This is a genomic window from Actinomyces sp. HMSC08A09, from assembly GCF_001807465.1.
In the GTDB taxonomy this organism is placed as follows: domain Bacteria; phylum Actinomycetota; class Actinomycetes; order Actinomycetales; family Actinomycetaceae; genus Actinomyces; species Actinomyces oris.
The window spans coordinates 44,915-62,639 of the sequence record NZ_KV789138.1; the positions used below are offsets into that span (position 1 = coordinate 44,915).

The window sequence follows — 17,725 nt, forward strand, 5'->3', positions numbered from 1 at the left end:
CAGGCCCCCCAGCGCGAAGACCAGGGTGTTGCCCAGCAGGAGTCTCATGCGCCCCTTATGGCTTGCCGACATCGAACTGAGCCTTCCACTTCTCGATGCGGTCGAAGTCCAGGCCATGGATCGCGGTCGGCCAGGAGGACTCGATCAAGTCGGCCAGATCGGTATCGATGGAGTCGCGCTCCACCAGCGGCAGGGAGTAGTCCTTGGCCATCTCCCGCGCGCGGTAGTCGATGGCCACGATAATGGCGCGCCGCTTGCGCTGCAGGGCGAAGATGCCCCCGTGCAGGCGGTTTCCCACGTAGTCGACGCCCCGGTCGAGCACCTCCCGGAAACCTGCCAGGCTCGGCGTGACGATCTCGACGCCGTCAGCCGCTCCCAGCGACTGCAGGTAGTCCAGGTCGTCGATGGACTGGGGCCAGAAGTGCAGTCGCGAGTAGCTCCTGCGCAGCACGTCGACCATTGCCCGGTCCTTGCGCGGGTTCGGGTGGTAGGAGGTGAGCGTGAAGACCACCTCGTCGCCCTTGGTGCGGGCAATGGTCTCGCAGTGCTCAGGGGTCAGTCCCCACAGGGTGGGGCAGCCGGTGTTCCAGGCCCGCAGCCCCACCCGCTGCAGGAGATGCTTGGTGTGCTCGTCACGCACCGAGTGCACCAGGTCATGGGACAGCACCTTGCGGTAGAGGGCTCGCGTGTAGAGGTTGACCGATGAGGAGTTGGCCCCCGCCCCCACGCCCAGACACACCGTGCCTTCGGCCATCCCGCAGTTGAGGTAGTTGATGTTCCAGGTCGGCAGGGGCCGCAGCATATTTGTGTAGAGGGCGTTGGTGCCGCACAGGAACTTGATGTCGGCACCTTTGAAGATGCTGAGCTTACGCTTAGACATCAGATACTGCGCCGGCGTGTACATCGGGGTATGCGTGGCCAGACGCATGACATAGTTCGATGAGAACAGCTCACGCCAGTTCATCTCAATGGATCGCCCAATGATCTCATCCCCCATATTGAGGGATCCAACGGATGTATCCAAAAGCAGAATACGCTTCATAATCTTCCCTTCTTGCGTCAGCAAGATACTTCAGCTCAACCAGTCAGATCGGCTCGGCAAGAATACGTCGTGTCAGCGGACCCGCTTTCCCATAGACGTCACGAAAAGACAACAGGGATCATCACACTGTACAGTTGAGACAAAACGCACCGGTTGACACAAAAGCATTTTCACAAGCAGCGCAGTAAATCGTCGCTTGTCACACAAGGCCGTTACACCGCGCACATCCTGCGCCGACACCCCGTGTCAGAGCTGGCGCATCAGTCCCCCGCTCCTGTGCCTCAGGGACTCCATCACGGCTTGAGCGCTGTTGGTGAGAACCGTGATGTCGCTGGTCGCCAGCAGCCCCAGGCATGCCCAGACCACGGCAGTCAGCCATGAGCCGCCGTCGAAGGACATGCATGCGGTAATACTGATGAGCAGCGCGAGCTGGTAGCCGAGACGAAGGCGGTCTATCGGCAGGTTGATGCGGCGCCTGAGGTCTCGTGCCCGTACCACCAGGACGAGCATGTAAGCCACCGCTCCAGCCAGGCCGGCGCCCCACGGCCCCATGAACGGCACGAGAGCCACCCCGAGGATGACGTTCACCACCGCCCCCAGCGCCGTGGAGGCCATGAGAACGCCGCTGTTCTTCAAGGCCTGGTAGAAGCTCTCGAAGAAGATGCTGATGACCCCGAAGGAGGCGACCAGCATGAGCAGGGGGACGTAGCGCCACCCCTCGGCGAACTCGGCCTGGAGCATCACCCTGGAGATCGGCCGGTTCAAGGCGATGACCAGCCCGGCGACCGTCAGGGTTGCCAGCGAGTACCCCCTCATCACGACGCCGAAGAAGGCGCCGCGGTCGGGCGAGTCGATCTCGCGGGCGGTGGAGTACTGCCAGGCCTGCTGGAAGACGGAGGCCACGATGTTAACCAGCGCAGGCATCTTGCTCGCCGCAGTGAAGAGCCCCGCGGCCACCAGGCCGCCGCCCCACAGGACCACGTACCGGCCGGAAACACTGACCAGCCACCACGACAGCAGGTTGGGCACAAGCGGCAGGCTGTAGACGAGCATCCTACGCAGCAGCGCCCGATCGATCCGGAATGGAGCCAGGAGCCGGTACTCGGCCGACCCCAGGAAGGCGACAAGACCACCCACCAGATAACCGATCGTGAAGGACCACAGGTACCCCCCCACGCCCAGGCGCGCGCGGACCAGGAGCAGGTAGGTGGACACCACCATGGCGAGCGCATTGATGAGCCCGTAGGCCACGAAACGGCGCACGTGCCCCAACCCACGGGCGAGCTGAGTCGTCGCCTTGAAGACACACACCGAGCAGAACAGAACGAAGAAGGACCCCGCATGCTCCATGTCCCACAAGACGCTACCCAGAGCGCACAGCACCCCGGTGCACAAGGCACCCCCACCCAGGACCACCAGGGAACCGGCGAAGAGCTCATCCTTGGGAACGTCGTCGTCAATGGAGAAGCGGTAGAGGGCCTCCACGACGCCAAGCGAGAGCAGCGGCAGCACAATCTCGATCGCGCTGTTGAGCAGCTCGGCCGTCCCGTACTCACCAGCCGTCAGCGCAGTCGTGTACAACGGCATGAGGACCAGGGAGACGGCCTTGACCGCCAGGCCCCCCAGCGCGAAGACCAGGGTGTTACCCAGCAGGAAAGCAATGCGTCCCTTATTGCTTGCGGCCACCGAACTGCGCCTTCCGGGCCTCGATTTCGACGGGTTCATCACCCGTGTTGACTGAGCAGAGAGAGCCACCCCGCTGCAGAACCCATGTCATGCAACCTTCTCCCTGATAATCCTGGCCGGAACTCCCGCGACCGTCGCACCAGCAGGGACGTCGTGGATCACAACGGCACCCGCCCCAATCATCGCGCCATCGCCAACTGTGATAGGCCCGAGAATCGTCGCTCCACAACCCACGACGACATTCTTCCCTAACACAGGTACTGTCTCGATGCCCTTGCGACCGCCAATAGTCACCCCTTGACCGATATGACATCCCGTACCGATCACCGCGCGAGGATGGATCACAACTCCCAGAGCATGGTGCGGAAAGTCTGTATTCTCACCAATGCGGGCAGCATACGGAACGTCACAGGCAAACACCACACGCATAGCTCCGCGAATGAGGTATGCGGCGGGCGCAAGACGGTGCTGTGAAAGCCACCGGGCGGCCGCATATGAGACGTAAACAGGATCTATCATGAGAGCCCTTTCTCGAGGAACGTATGGTAGGGGAACAGGTGGTACCACTCGGGGCGGTACAGGAAGAAGATCGTGGTGGCAGCAAAGGAGATGACGACGAGCAGGGCGCTGACGTAGGAGCGCTCGGGCCGTTCACCGTGCGCCGCGAGGTTGGCCAGTCCGACGGCGAAGGGCAGGGTCAGGTACATCTCGATGCGGTCCAGGAGGTTGAATCCAAGTGCGATCACCACCAAGGCGACGTCCGTCACCGCCAGGGCCAGAAGGTTGCGAGTGCGCCCAGAGGGGTCGGCCTCCACCGAGGCGTTCCAGCCGCAGGTCGCTGCCAGGAGCAGGAGGATGATGCGGGTGATGATCAGCAGGACCGTGGCTGAGCGGACGCCTCCGTCTGCATAGTCGCTGTGCAGGTAGTGACCGTAGTAGGCCGAGGAGATCAGCAGCCAGCTTAGGAGCCAGCTCAGCGAGAGCATGACGATACCGATGAGGGCACCCCACTTGAACCAGTCCCCGAATGTACTCAGCCTCATATACGGAATGAGATAGACGACGAGTAGCAGCAGCACACTGACGTGGAACTGCGAGGCGAGAACGACGAGAAGTACGTAACGCACCAGCTTGCGCTCCATGAGCGCGGGGACGGCCAGCAGGAAGATCGCCACTGCGATGCCCTGGCGCGCAGCGAGCATGAGGTCATAGAAGACGGACATACCGAAGGCGAAGAGAACTGCCAGGGAGTAGCTGGCGGCATACCGCTTGATGAACAGGACCGCTGAGCCGTAGACGAAGACCGAAGTGATGAGCAGCAGGATGTTGAAATCCTGCGTCAGGCGGCTGACAAGGTAGTTGACCAGGACGTAGCCGTACTCGAAGCGGCTGATGCTCAGCGCCTCTTGGAAGCTGTCCGTGGCGGCGATCGCCTTGAAGACGCGGTGATACTCGACCGTGTCATTGCCAACACTGACGGCTCGCATGGAGGAGAAGGCCACGAAGGCCACGAAGGCCACGACCAGAATGACCCGGGAGCCCCGCCGACCGGCATTGCCCCGCAACCCCAGCAGAGCCGCGGGAAGGAGCAGAGTGGTGAACAGTGCGAAGTGGATCCACATACTGCTGTCTCACCGCCCGGCCAGGTTCCGGTACCGGTGAGCGAGTCGGTCGGCCTCACGCGTGATATCAAAGCCTGCGGTGCGCGTCAGGGTTGCGCCCTGGGCCCTGCGCTCCAGGTCCCGCCCCAGGTCGATCGCCTGCGCCACCTTGGCGGCCCACCGATCCGGCATAGCCTCCAACGGCAGGAACTCGCAGTCCCCGATCGCGACCTCGTCGGGCACGCGGTCGGAGCAGACCATGGGCAGCCCCGCGCACTGAGCCTCGACCCCCACCATGGGCAGCCCCTCGAAGATCGAGGGAAGAAGGAACATGTCCATAGCCTGGTAGAGGTCAGGAACGTCCTTACGGTCCCCCAGGAACAGGACATGGTCGGCCAGTCCTCTGTCAGCCACGCGCTCCTCGATCCCCGGGCGCAGGGCCCCGTCTCCGATGAGCACGAGGCGCGCCCCAGGTCTGAGGCTGAGCAGCTCGCCGAAGACGTCAAGAAGGAACCGGTGGTTCTTCTCCTCGCTGAAGCGTCCTACGTGCCCCACTACCGGGCCGTCCCCCAGACCGAGCGCACGCCGAACCTTGACGCGGGCCTGACGATCGAAACGGTAGGTACCCACGTCGATAGCGTTAGGGAGCACCTCGAAACGGCTACGGCGGAACATGAACTCACCAGCAGCGTGCGAGCACGCCAGGCGCGCATCCGAGTAGGCAGCAATATTGCGGCATACGATCCAGTTGCGCAGGCTGCGCAACCGGGAGTCGGAGTAGGCGGTCGAGTGGGAGTGGACGGCGAAGGCACGTACCCCGTGGCGATGAGCCACCGGATAGAGGAAGCGCGAGAGGATGGGGTCGTGCAGGTGCGCCACGGGATACTGCCCCGCATGCTGATCCAGCACCTGCCCCAGGGATGATCGGATGCGTCCGATATGGCTCCCGGCATCGATGACGTAGCAGCGCCCGCCCAGTGCCTCGATCTCCTCACGGTGGGTCTCGTCGGGCGTGGCGTAGCAGAAGAAGTCGAACACCACCTGCGAGCGGTCCATGTGCCTGAGGTAGTTCATGAGCACGCTCATGACTCCGGAGCGCCGAGAGATTGATGAGTTGATCTGCAGGACCCGCAGGGGGCCGCCCCCAAGGTCCCGTGTGGTCGATGACTGTTCCTGGCTCATTGCCTGTCTGCCTCCGTCGGCCCCGGATCGGTCCGGGGAACTGCTCGTCCTGCTAACGCCGGTCCTCATTTCACCTTGAGGGTCTTGATGAGGACCCACACGCCGATGTGGAAGACGGAGCGGGGGACGCTGAGATGCTCGATGTCGCGGTAGAGCGTCCAGTGGTACTTGACCAGGCTCCGTTTGTTGGCCGACACCGATCCCGAGCGGAGCCGGTACCTCATGAGCACCACCGGCATCCCCCAGATGTAGGGCTCGGTGCGGAGCATGCGCAGCCACAGGGCGTCGTCGTTGCGTTTGCGGATGTTGGGAACCTCGAACTTGCCCAGGCGCGCCACGTCGTACATGACGGTGGAGTTGCCCACCGGGCAGTCCAGGAGCAGGCGGTTGTAGCTGATCCTGGCCGGGCTGCGCACGATCCTGCCGGTGGGCACGCCCTGCTCGTCGATCTGGGCGTAGGCGGTGCAGGACATGGCCACGTCACGCGAGGTCATGAAGTCGATCTGGCGCCTGAGCTTGTCGGGGTGCCACAGGTCGTCGGAGTCCAGGAAGGCCATGTAGCGCCCCTGGGCCGGCTCCATCGCCCGGTTACGGGCCATGGCGGCACCGCTGTTGGTCTCCAGCCGTACGTACCGGATCCGCGGGTCGTCCTTGGCCAGGGCCCCCACGACATCGGTGGTGTCGTCGGTGGAGCAGTCGTCGACGACGATCAGCTCCCAGCGGGGGTGGGTCTGGGCCTGGACGGTGGCGATGGTCTCGGCGATGAAGGCGCCGCAGTTGTACGTCGGCATGATGATGGAGACCAGGTCGGAGTCCAGTTCGCGATCGTGCTCAGTGCCTGCTGTCATGCTTGCTCCTTAGGTGTCGTCATTGCGCGCCTCACCTGGCCACCGCCAGGACGGTCCTCAGCGCGATCGACAGATCTCGTCCGATGCTGAAGTTCTGGACGTCACGCAGGTTGAGACGCATCTTGGCCGGCAGGACCTGAGTGAGGTAGGCGTCCTGGCCCGGCAGGGCGGCCGCCAGGATCTCGGCCTCGTCCTTGAACTCGATGGAGGCCGTGGAGGTGACTCCGGCGGGCAGCAGCAAGGTGGCCCGCATCTGCGGGGTGTAGTGCTGGACGTACTCGGGCACCTCCGGCCTGGTCCCCACGAAGCTCATCGTGCCGCGCAGGATGTCGATGAGCTGACTGATCTCATCGAGCCGGTAGCGGCGCAGCACCGCTCCGACCTTGGTGACCCGGGGGTCGTTGCCCCGGGTGATCTGGTCGCCGGGATCTGCCGGCCGGTGCGTCATGGTGCGGAACTTGACGATCCGGAACTCGCGCCCGAACTGGGTGACCCGCCGTTGGCGGAAGAACACCGGTCCGGGCGAGTCCAGCTTGATGAGGGCCGCCAGGATGATGAACAGCCACCCGAGCAGCACCATCAGGATCGTCGCTCCGACGACGTCGAGCAGGCGCTTGAGCCGCAGCTGGAGACCGCGCCGGGCCAGTGCCTCGTAGTAGGGGCGGACCTCGTCGGTACGCAGGGAGGCCGGCAGCTCCTCCCAGGGCGGCATCGTCATGAGCGGCCCATCGCCGCGAGCGTCTCGAGCGCACAGCTGATGACGTAGTCGACCTGCTCGTCGGTCAGTGAGGTGTGCAGAGGCAGACTCACCTCACTGGCGTAGAGGGCGTAGGCCTGCGGGAAGTCCTCAATGGAGAAGCCGAGGTCGCGGTACGCGCTCAGCAGGGGCAGCGGCTTGTAGTGGACGTTGCAGGCCACGTCCGCGCCCGCCATGCGCTCGATGAACTCGTTGCGCGCCTCCTCCCCCAGGCCCGGCAGGTTCGCCAGGTAGAGGTGCCCGGAGGAGACGCTCCCGTCCTCGTAGTGCCGCAGCGATGTCACGCCCGCCGGCGCCAGGGCCTGGTCGTAGCGGGTGATGATCTGGCGCCGACGCTCGAGCATCGAGTCGTAGCGGGTCATCTGAGCCAGGCCGATCGCGGCGCACACGTCGGTCATGTTGCACTTGTAGGCGGGGCTGACGACGTCGTACTCCCAGGCCCCCAGGCGGGTCTTGGACAGGGCGTCCTTGCTCTGCCCGTGCAGGGACAGCAGCATGTACTGGCGGTAGAGCTCCTCGTCCAGGCCCAGCTCCGGCCTCCACGTGACGGCGCCGCCCTCCGCGGTGGTCAGGTTCTTCACGGCGTGGAAGCTGAAGGTGGTGAAGTCGGCGGCGCTGCCCGAGGGCGTGCCGTCGCGCCGGGCGCCGAAGCTGTGGGCGCCGTCGGCGACGAGGGCGACACGTCCCAGCGCCTCCTGGACTGCCCCTGCCGGTGTGAACAGGTGGCTGTGGCTGTCGACGACCGCGCGCAGCGCCGGGTAGTCGCACATGCGACCACCGATGTCGACCGGGATGACGGCCTTGGTCCGCGGGGTGATGGCGGCCTCCAGGGCGCCGGGGTCCAGCCCGTAGCCGCCGTCGGCCTGGCCGGCATCGACGATCACGGGGGTGGCGCCCACATGAACGATCGGGGAGGCCGAGGCCGTGTAGGTGTAGGCCGGGACGATGACCTCGTCTCCGGGACCGATGCCCAGGACCCGGAGGGTCAGCTCCAGCGAGGCGGTCGCGGAGTTCAGGCAGGCGGCCCGGGTGGTTCCGCAGCGCTGCGCCACCTGCTTCTCCAGGGTCTTGGTGCGCGGTCCGGTGGTGATCCAGCCAGAGCGCAGTGCATCCACCACTTCCTGGCACTCGGCGTCGGTGATGTCTGGAGGCGAGAAATCAACACGCATCAGTCAGCTGTCCTCCCTGTTGGCGACGGATTCGTACTGTTGTCAAAACGTGGGTGATAGGTGGGCACCGCGCGAGCAAGCTCCCGCTTGATCTGCTCGCCGCCCTGGGGCAGGCAGGCCATGAGCCGAGCGATCTTGTCCTCCACCTCCAGCCTGGTGGGAGGCGGTGCCGTGGAGACGAGGATCGAGGGGTTCTGCGTGGGATGCAGATCCTCGTCGTGCATCTGCAGCTCCTCGTAGAGCTTCTCGCCAGGACGCAGCCCGGTGAAGACGACCTCGATGTCACGCCCCACCCGCAGGCCCGAGAGCTTGATGAGGTTGACGGCCAGGTCGTAGATCCGCACGGGCTTGCCCATCTCCAGGATGAAGATCTCTCCGGCCTGGGCCATGGAGCCGGCGGTGATGACCAGCTGGGCCGCTTCGGGGATCGTCATGAAGTAGCGGGTGATGTCGGGGTGGGTGACAGTCAGCGGCCCGCCTGATCTGAGCTGGCGCCTGAACAGCGGGATGACCGAGCCGTGGCTGCCGAGCACGTTGCCGAAGCGCACGGCGGCGAAGACGGTGGAGCGGCTGGTCTGGGCCAGGGCCTGGATCTCCAGCTCGCACAGCCGCTTGGTGGCCCCCATGACGTTGGTGGGGTTGACCGCCTTGTCGGTGGAGACCAGGATGCAGTGGCTGCAGCCGAGCTCCTCCGCCAGACGGCAGACGACCCAGGTGCCCAGCACGTTGTTCTCCACGGCCTCACGGGCGTTGTCCTCCATGAGCGGCACGTGCTTGTGGGCCGCCGCGTGGAAGACGACCTTGGGCCGGTACCGCTGGAAGCAGTCGCGGACGATGCGCTCGTTGGTCACCGAGCCGATGACGACCGAGAGCGTCACCCCCAGCTCGGTCGCCTTGGGCTGCATCTCGTGGAGCAGCTCGTAGGCCGTGTTCTCGTAAACGTCGAAGATGATGATCTGGCTAGGCCGGGCCTCGATGAGCTGACGGACCAGCTCAGAGCCGATGGAGCCACCACCGCCGGTGACCAGGACGACCTGGTCGCGCACGTACCCCATCCCCGTGGAGTCGAAGGCGACCTCGTCACGGGTGAGCAGCTCGGAGATCTCGACCTCCCGCAGTGCGATCCTCCCGTCATCCTGCTGGGCCAGGTCCCGTACGTTCGGGAGGGTGAGGATCCTCAGGCCCGTTGTCAGGCAGATGGACAGGATGCGCTGGCGCTCGGAGGCCAGCGCCGAGGGGCAGGCCAGGACGATCTGCTCGGCCCGGCACTCCTGGGCGATGCGGGGGATGTCGTCACACGCACCGTAGACCTTGACGCCGTGGACGTGGCGACCGTGCTTGGTGATGTCGTCATCGACCAGGGCCACCGGTTCTCCGCACATGTCCTCGTCCCCCAGGTGCATGCGCTTGATGGTCAGAGAACCGGTCTGCCCGGCTCCGACGATGAGGGTACGGGGGCGGGAGCCCGGCTCACCTGCGCGAGCACTGCGCTGGGCGCGGCTGTGCCACAGCGCCCGGGCGGCGAGGCGAGTCCCCGCGGTCATGATGACGAGCAGCGCCCAGGCCATGACGTAGGAACGCACTGACAGCCCACCATCGAAGGCCAGGGAGAAGAGCAGGTCGCCGCAGATCGAGCCGACGACGGTCGCGTACAGAATCCTCAGCGCCTCCGCCATCGAGGCGTAGCGCCACAGGCTGTTGTACATCTTGAAGGTGGCGAAGACGCCCACGTTGACGACCCCGAGCACCCCGACGGCCAGGAGGCCGCCGGTCGCCCCCGTGGCGGTCGCCCACTTCGTGGTCCCCCAGGCCGCGGAGTACAGCGCCATATACGTGGCCAGGAAGTCGATGACCATCAAGGCGACCGGCTCGAGCCGGCACAAGGCGAAGCCTCCCCGCTGCGCGCCGCAGTCCGACGGTCTCACGGGCGCTGCGCCCGGTGCTGAAGGGGCGCCCGCGGTGGCACCCCCGGGCGCTGCGAGGGATCGTGCGGGTTGAGGTGCGCCAGGGCGGCCAACCTCGGTACTGCGCTCATCGCGGCCGGCGGTGCCATGGGAGTCCTGATGTGCTTCAGCCATGAGTCGTCACGCTCCATTGAGTCTGCTGAGGAGCATGGGACGCACCGCCTGAGAGTGAGGAACTCCGATCAAGCGTTTGACGCTGGCAGGAGCGACAGATTTCAAATGTCATCAGGGTTTCAATCTGCATATGGGCGAGCAGGTTTCACTGCTTCGCGGGACGGACTTGGGGATGCGGCTCCTACTGCTCAACAGGAGGAAACGGCACAGAAAAGGGCACACGGAACCCATTGAAAAATCACTAACAGATTCCGCACTTAATGCTCAGCATTAATCTAACACCAAGAGTCACCGATTGGAAGATTTTGAGGAGGCCACTCCTCGATCATCGTTTACCAACAGATCCACTTCGGTGCGATGGTATAAATCCACAGGCGACTGGACCCGAGAGCCTGAAGCGTCAAGATTCATTCCAGCGGAACCCCGGAGAACACACCCCAACGACTAACGTCAGTGCGACTGCAAAGTAACATTTGAATAAACATCCTTGACGTCACGGCTCGGCTCTCTGCGCACGTGCCGCATTCAGTGAAGGAAGGGTCAGACGGTGGCACTCTCCGCATGAGCGACGGCGGTCTGGGCACTCCGACTACCGCGCCCGAGATCGGACACGTTGGTGAGCACCACACCGAGCATGTGCCCGCCTCCCTGCCCCACGGCCAGCGCGGCCTCGCGAAGCTCTTCGGCAGACGTGCGCCCGGCTCGCGCCACGAGGAGGACGCCACCGGCATACTCGGCCAGCACCACAGCGTCGGTGAAGCGGCACACCGGAGGCGCATCGATAATCACGATGCGGTCTGCGGCCAGATGATGCAGGAGGTCGCTCATGTTGCGGCCCCCGAGCAGCTCAGAGGGGTTCCCGGGCATGTCGCCGGCGGGCAGGAGCTCCAGGCCCGGCACCTCGCCTTCGACCAGGACCTGACTGAGACGAGCCGTCCCCACCAGGACCTCCGCGAGTCCTGGGGCACCCGGGGCGCCGACCGCACTTGGCGAGCGCAGGTCTCCCCCGACCAGGACGACCCGATGACCGGACAGAGCCAGGACCCGCGCCAGACCTGCAGCCGTCGTCGAGGCCCCCTCCCGCGGACCAGCAGAGGTGACGACCACGACCTGCCGAGCCCCGTGAGACAGGGCATGGAGCACGTTGGTGCGAGCGGCCCGAAGCCGCTCCTCAACCTCCGTCTGCGCACCACGCCCCAGTCGCAGAGGCGACGGATCCTTCGGCAGCACGCCGAGCACGGGCGCCGACAGGGCCTTGCGCACATCCTCGGGTCCCTTGAGGCTCTTGTCGAGCAGCTCCTGGACGAGAATCCACACGTACCCCAGAACCAGCCCGGCCAGCAGCCCCACACCCACGCAGGTGACCAGGGCGGGGGACCGAGTAGCACTCACCAGCTCGGCGGAGGACAGCAGGGAGATCTTCACCGGAGAGTCGCTGCCCTCCAGCTCAGTCACCTCTTCGGCCGTCTGGCGGACGACCTCATCGGCCAGAACCTGAGCCTGACGCGAGGTGGAGGCCTCCACGGAGACCTGCACCGAGACTGTCTCAGGCGTCCGCGTCGCCGACACCGAGGAGGCGAGCTCCTCCGGGGTGACATCCAGCTTGAGGGACTCGATCACGCGCTGGGCGACTGCCTCTGAGGTGAAGACCGGAACGGCGGCATCGGCCTTCAAGTCGGCGAGCTGTGCCGCGTTGTAGTGGGACTGCGTGTTCAGCCCTGGGTCTCCGCCCACTTCCACGTGCAGGTAGGCCTGAGCCGTCGCCGTGTAGGAACTCGGCGTCACGAAAGCGAACGCTACTGACAAAAGTACGCAGATCACGATCGCCAGCGCGAGAGATCCGAAACGTCGACGAGTTAGATGAAGAAGGTCCTCGAGCGTCATCCGCATACCACCTGTCATTATTCAGGACTGATAGGACACAGCACTCACCAGCATGAAGCGACAGTCACGATACCCCACGAAGGAGCGCCAGAATTAATGACACAGACAGTAACACGCGAGAACCCGAACAGGGCAAGTGACCGACGGATTTAATGAGAAAGCCCTCACGCACATCGAGAGACTTGAGAGGTCTCACTCACCGAGCACGACGATCTTCGTAGAAAATCTACAGACACCATTCCCTGAGCATTAAACCATCACAGGATGATGCCCTTGAACTACTTCTTCTCGGGAAGGACGATTCGATCACCGAATATACGGTTGTAGCGAGCGGGAGCAAATTCAGACAACCCATCGGCGTCGGTGAAGGTAATCTCACCGAAGTAGACACGTCCCCGCACCTGGTAGAAGTCAACGCGCGCGCAGGCGAACCCCTTCCCGAGCCTGCTGGCGAGCCGGAGCATGGTCTCCAGGCCGCTCGGCGGGGGAACGTCCGGGGCACGGACAGCCTCGCAGGTGTACTCGAAGGGGGCTCGGGTCCAGTCCGGCAGATAGGTCCCCCGCATCGCGCGCCCCGCACGCCTGTCCACGGTGAAGGCGAACTGGACGACGCCGTCGAACACCATGAACTTGTAGTCCCTCAGGCCCCCTGTGCCGTCACGCAGGAAGCGCTCGCACACGATGCGCGGCTCGCAGTACTCGTAGTGCAGCTCGAAGCCGCCCTTCATCGCCTGGCGCAGGCCGAGCCACTCCCTGAGGCGTCCACGGGCCCACTCCTCATCAAGAGCACTCTTGTTCGGTACGAGGACGTTCCACCCCGAGCCGTGCGTGGCCTTGAGGACGAAGCTGGTCGGCAGGGAGGCGAAGTCGATCTCATCAGGAGAGTCCCACACACCCAGCAGAGGTACGAGGTACTCCTCCCCCACCGTGTCGGCGACCCACTCGCGCACCAGGAACTTGTCCGCCAGACGCCCTTTGAGGGGTGTGGAGTCATAGAGCTTGAGCCAGTGGATCTTCTCAGTCATGGTGCGCGGCGTCTCCAGGTGGCAGGGGCGCCCCTTGAAGAGCCAGTACCAGTGTTTGAGGGCCGCACGGTACTGGGGCGGCGACAGGTGACAGTTGCGGTGGTAGATCGCCTGCTTCAACCATCCCTGAGCCGGCGGGGGAAGAACTGCTTCTGCAGCACCCTTGATACTCATCGTCCGCACCTCTCACAACCAAGGCCACCAGCGAGCCTGCTCCAGGGAGAAGGCTGCGCACGACGCTTCCCCTTCCGCCATCATGGCGGTAGAAGGCATGCTGACCGGGAGATGGGAGAGGCGAACCGCGGGAGGAGGAGCACCGTCGCTCAACCAGGTCCTGGTGGCCGAGCAACGGGATTATTCTGCCTCACACCTCAGGTAATAGGAAAGTTAACCTACCGGCGTGTCGGATCGGCTCCGCGTCGCCGTGAGCAGCGCCCCTCCCGGCAGCTCATCGCCACGATGACATCACTGGGCTGGGGCGGGAGAACCTCAACTCGTCTCTCGGACCTGGATGCAGGAGTGGGGCCGGTCAGACCGAGCTCATCGGTCTGGCCGACCCCACGACGCGGCCCGTTCGCCGGCTAGGTCAGCTCTCCCTCGCCTCAGCGACCTTCTCAACCGTGGCGGTGGGCTCCTTCACGGCCGGGTCCGCCACGACGGAGGCGTCCACGCAGCCGACCTCCCGCTTGATGAGGTCCAGGTGGGCACCGGTCCAGGCGTCCTTGTCCTGCGGGACCCTCAGCTCCAGGCGGATCCGGTCCCCCACGTGCAGTCCGGCGGCCTTGCGCTCGTCCTGGACCAGACGCACCAGGTCGCGGGCCCAGCCCTCGGCCTCCAGGGCGTCGTCGAGGGCGGTCTCCAGGACCACGAAGGCCCCCGAGGGCAGCATGGTGGCGGCCAGGGAATCGTCGTCGACCTCGATGCGGGTGGTCAGGGTGAAGGCGGAGTCCTCCGCCTCAAGGACCACGGGGGCGCCATCGAGCAGGACATCGTTGAAGCGCACGTCCCCGTCCTCGGTGAGCTCCCACTGGCCCGCCTTGACGGCGGCGAAGAGCTTGGAGGTGAGCTTGCGGACCTCGGGGCTGAAGGCGCGCGGGTTGAGGGCCAGGTCCGTTCGGGCCTCATAGCCGGCGGACTCGGCGTCCAGGACCCGTACCTCCTTGACGTTGACCTCCTCGGACACGAGCTCGCGGAAGGGGGCCAGCCCGGCCGGGTCAGCGGTGGCGACGGTCAGGCTGCGAAGCGGCTGGCGCACGCGCAGCTTCTCGGCCTTGCGCAGGCTCAGGGCGGCCGAGACCGCGGCTCGGGCCTCATCCATGGCCGCCACGAGCTCGGCGTTGGCGACGTGCCCGGGCAGCTCGGGCCAGTCGGTCAGGTGCACGGAGCGCCCGCCGGTCAGGCCCCGCCAGATCTCCTCGCTCACCAGCGGCGCCAGCGGCGCCATGACCTCGGTGAGCACCCGCAGCACGGTGGCCAGGGTGTCGAAGGCGGCCGTCTCACCGTCGGTGAAGCGCTGGCGCGAGGTGCGCAGGTACCAGTTGGTGAGCACGTCGAGGAAGTCGCGGATCGTGGCGCAGGCCCCGGTGATGTCGTAGCCGTCCATCTGGGCGGCCACCGTCTCGGTCAGGTCCTTGGTGCGGGCCAGGACGTAGCGGTCCATGACGTGCAGGCCGCCGTGCTTGGCGAACAGGCTCGCGTCGTCCAGGTCGACGCCGCTCGTGACGTAGCCGGACTGACCCACCTGGCCCGCGTAGAGGGCGAAGAAGTACCAGGTGTTCCACAGCGGCAGCACCACCTGGCGCACGGTGTCGCGGATGGCCTTGTCGGTGACCACGAGGTTGCCTCCGCGCATGACCGGCGCCGAGAGCAGGAACCAGCGCATGGCGTCGGCCCCGTCGCGGTCGAAGACCATGGAGACGTCCGGGTAGTTGCGCAGCGACTTGCTCATCTTGGCCCCGTCGTTGCCCAGGAGGATGCCGTGGGAGACGCAGGAGGTGAAGGCGGGCCGGTCGAACAGGGCGGTGGCCAGGACGTGGAGGGTGTAGAACCAGCCGCGGGTCTGGCCGATGTACTCCACGATGAAGTCGCCCGGATAGTGTGACTCGAACCACTCGACGTTCTCGAAGGGGTAGTGCACCTGGGCGAAGGGCATCGAGCCGGACTCGAACCAGCAGTCCAGGACGTCGGGGATGCGGCGCATCATGGACTTGCCCGTCGGGTCATCGGGGTTGGGCCGCACGAGGGTGTCGATGAAGGGGCGGTGCAGGTCGGTGACCTTGACACCGAAGTCGCGCTCCAGCTCGGCGTAGGAGCCGTAGACGTCGGTGCGCGGGTAGTCGGGGTTGTCGCTGACCCACACCGGGATGGGCGCGCCCCAGAAACGGTTGCGGGAGATCGACCAGTCGCGCGCGTTCGCCAGCCACTTGCCGAAGATGCCGTCCTTGATGTGGCCGGGGTACCAGTCGATGTCCTGGTTGAGCTCGACCATGCGGTCTCGGATCGCCGAGACGCGCACGAACCAGGAGGAGACGGCCTTGTAGATGAGCGGCTTGCGGCAGCGCCAGCAGTGCGGGTAGGAGTGCACGTAGGAGGCCTGGCGCACCAGGACGGCGCGCCGGCTCTCGTCGCGGCGGGCCAGGGGGCCGGTGCCGTCGCGCAGGTCGGCAACGATGGGCTTGTTGGCCTCGAAGACCTGCAGCCCGGCGTAGTCGCGGATCTCCTCGGTCAGGCAGCCGCCGTCGTCGACGGGCACGACCGTCTCGATGCCGGCCCCGGAGCAGGCGATCATGTCGTCCTCACCGAAGGCCGAGGCCATGTGCACCAGGCCGGTTCCGTCGGAGGTGGTCACGAAGTCGGCGGCGATGATCGTCCAGGCATTCGGCCCCGGGGCGGCGCCCTCGGCCCGGTGGGCGGCGTCGTCGAAGTAGTCGAAGATCGGGTGGTAGCGCCGCCCCACCAGGTCGGCCCCGGTACAGGTGGCCAGCACCTGCGGGTCCTCACCGAGCTCGCGGGCGTAGGAGCCCAGCAGGTCCTTCGCGATGACGACGTCCTGGCCGGCGACGGGTGAGTCGAGGGCCTCGTCGACGTGGACGGTCACGTACTCGACGTCAGGCCCCACGGCGATGGCCAGGTTGGAGGGCAGTGTCCAGGGGGTGGTGGTCCAGATGAGGACCAGCTCGGGGCGCTCGGCGCCCTGGCGCAGCGGCTCCTCCAGGCGCAGGCCCACCGTGACCGTGTTGTCCTGGCGGTCCTGGTAGACGTCGTCGTCCATCTTGAGCTCGTGGTTGCTCAAGGGGGTGCGGTCGTGCCAGCAGTAGGGCAGGACGCGGTAGCCCTGGTAGGCCAGCCCCTTGTCCCACAGCTGCTTGAAGGCCCACAGCACCGACTCCATGTAGTCGGGGTCGAGGGTCTTGTAGTCGTTGTCGAAGTCGACCCAGCGGGCCTGGCGGGTGACGTAGTCCTCCCACTCCTTGGTGTAGCGCAGGACGGAGGAGCGGCACTCCTCGTTGAACTTCTCGATGCCGATGCCGCCGGGGCGGGTGATCTCGGTGACGTCGTCGATGCCGAGCAGGCGCTGGGCCTCGAGCTCGGCGGGCAGGCCGTGGGTGTCCCAGCCGAAGCGGCGCTCGACACGCTTGCCGCGCTGGGTCTGGTAGCGCCCGACGGCGTCCTTGACGTAGCCGGTCAGCAGGTGGCCGTAGTGGGGCAGGCCGTTGGCGAAGGGCGGGCCGTCGTAGAAGACGAACTCGTCGCAGGGCTCGGCGCGGTTGTCGATGGAGGCCTGGAAGGTGCCGTCGGCCTTCCAGTAGGCCAGAACGTCCTCCTCAATGGCGGGGAAGGAGGGCGAGGGGTCGATCTGCTCCCCCGGGCGGTGCAGGGGGTAGAAGGCGGCGCCGGTCGGCTCGCTGCCGTCGGCGGTGGTGCTGTCAGCCATCTTCTCAGCCATCGCGGTGTGCTCTCGTCTCACTCGTTCCTGCCGCCTCGGGCGGGTGCCCGGGGCCTGACGAGGACGACGTCGGCTCCCGGCCGGGCCTGGTGCCCGGCTGGTGCCGCACCGCGGTACCACCTCGCTTGCCGTGCTGCGCGCCCAGAGACGGTGTGCACGACCGCTTCGTTTCCAGCTGTGACGGGCTGTCCCGTCCGGTTCTACTGAGGGCCGACGGCGCTGATGCGCCGGGGTCCGGTTCTTCCGGAGGCTCGCCGGTGATGGCCGGGTCACTGCCTTTGCTCCGGGGAGTGTAGTGGGGGGCGTGCCGCCGGGGCCAGTTCACGCCGCGGCTTGGCGGCGTCATCCTCCCCACACCCGGCGGTGGAATAGCGGCGGGCACCACCTTCCCTAGCCCAGACCCGACCCCAGCGCCAGCGCCAGCGCCAGCGACCGAATCTGCACACACCAACAAGAACTTCAAAAACGACACGAATACGCGTCGGTGGGGTCAGGTGGTGTTTGCAC

At 65.7% G+C, this 17,725-nt stretch carries 12 protein-coding genes; all 12 read right to left on the bottom strand.

What is annotated here, in order from left to right; all coding sequences use genetic code 11:
- Positions 1-55 precede the first annotated feature (55 nt).
- Positions 56-1,042: a polysaccharide pyruvyl transferase family protein gene (locus tag HMPREF3165_RS09800; RefSeq protein ID WP_070512964.1), complete on the bottom strand. Its 987-nt coding sequence runs from the start codon at positions 1,040-1,042 to the stop codon at positions 56-58.
- Between the two features lie 246 nt (positions 1,043-1,288).
- Complete coding sequence (locus tag HMPREF3165_RS09805; RefSeq protein ID WP_070512968.1) at positions 1,289-2,728, bottom strand: lipopolysaccharide biosynthesis protein; 1,440 nt, start codon at positions 2,726-2,728, stop codon at positions 1,289-1,291.
- Positions 2,729-2,815: 87 nt separating this feature from the next.
- The gene (locus HMPREF3165_RS13005; RefSeq protein ID WP_083303283.1) at positions 2,816-3,247 is read right to left on the bottom strand and encodes a serine O-acetyltransferase; all 432 of its coding nucleotides are present in this window, start codon (positions 3,245-3,247) and stop codon (positions 2,816-2,818) included.
- Positions 3,244-4,350, bottom strand: a complete 1,107-nt coding sequence (locus HMPREF3165_RS09810; protein ID WP_070512971.1) for an EpsG family protein — start codon at positions 4,348-4,350, stop codon at positions 3,244-3,246. Before HMPREF3165_RS09810 ends, HMPREF3165_RS13005 begins: the two co-directional genes overlap by 4 nt.
- A gap of 9 nt (positions 4,351-4,359) precedes the next feature.
- On the bottom strand, positions 4,360-5,511 hold the full coding sequence (locus HMPREF3165_RS09815) for a glycosyltransferase (RefSeq protein ID WP_070512974.1): 1,152 nt from the start codon (positions 5,509-5,511) through the stop codon (positions 4,360-4,362).
- Between the two features lie 65 nt (positions 5,512-5,576).
- Positions 5,577-6,359, bottom strand: a complete 783-nt coding sequence (locus tag HMPREF3165_RS09820; RefSeq protein WP_070512977.1) for a glycosyltransferase family 2 protein — start codon at positions 6,357-6,359, stop codon at positions 5,577-5,579.
- Between the two features lie 31 nt (positions 6,360-6,390).
- On the bottom strand, positions 6,391-7,077 hold the full coding sequence (locus HMPREF3165_RS09825) for a sugar transferase (protein WP_070512980.1): 687 nt from the start codon (positions 7,075-7,077) through the stop codon (positions 6,391-6,393).
- Entirely contained in the window at positions 7,074-8,285 is a 1,212-nt protein-coding gene (locus HMPREF3165_RS09830; protein WP_070512981.1) for a DegT/DnrJ/EryC1/StrS family aminotransferase, read from the bottom strand. The genes HMPREF3165_RS09825 and HMPREF3165_RS09830 overlap by 4 nt, the downstream gene beginning before the upstream one ends.
- Entirely contained in the window at positions 8,285-10,210 is a 1,926-nt protein-coding gene (locus HMPREF3165_RS09835; protein WP_256275262.1) for a polysaccharide biosynthesis protein, read from the bottom strand. The genes HMPREF3165_RS09830 and HMPREF3165_RS09835 overlap by 1 nt, the downstream gene beginning before the upstream one ends.
- 693 nt (positions 10,211-10,903) lie before the next feature.
- The gene (locus HMPREF3165_RS09840; protein WP_256275263.1) at positions 10,904-12,148 is read right to left on the bottom strand and encodes a tyrosine-protein kinase domain-containing protein; all 1,245 of its coding nucleotides are present in this window, start codon (positions 12,146-12,148) and stop codon (positions 10,904-10,906) included.
- A gap of 377 nt (positions 12,149-12,525) precedes the next feature.
- Positions 12,526-13,446 carry an ATP-grasp fold amidoligase family protein gene (locus HMPREF3165_RS09845; RefSeq protein ID WP_070512989.1) on the bottom strand — a complete coding sequence of 307 codons (921 nt, stop codon included), beginning with the start codon at positions 13,444-13,446 and terminating at the stop codon, positions 12,526-12,528.
- Between the two features lie 412 nt (positions 13,447-13,858).
- Complete coding sequence (gene ileS / locus HMPREF3165_RS09850; protein ID WP_070512991.1) at positions 13,859-17,218, bottom strand: isoleucine--tRNA ligase; 3,360 nt, start codon at positions 17,216-17,218, stop codon at positions 13,859-13,861.
- Between the last annotated feature and the right edge of the window lie 507 nt (positions 17,219-17,725).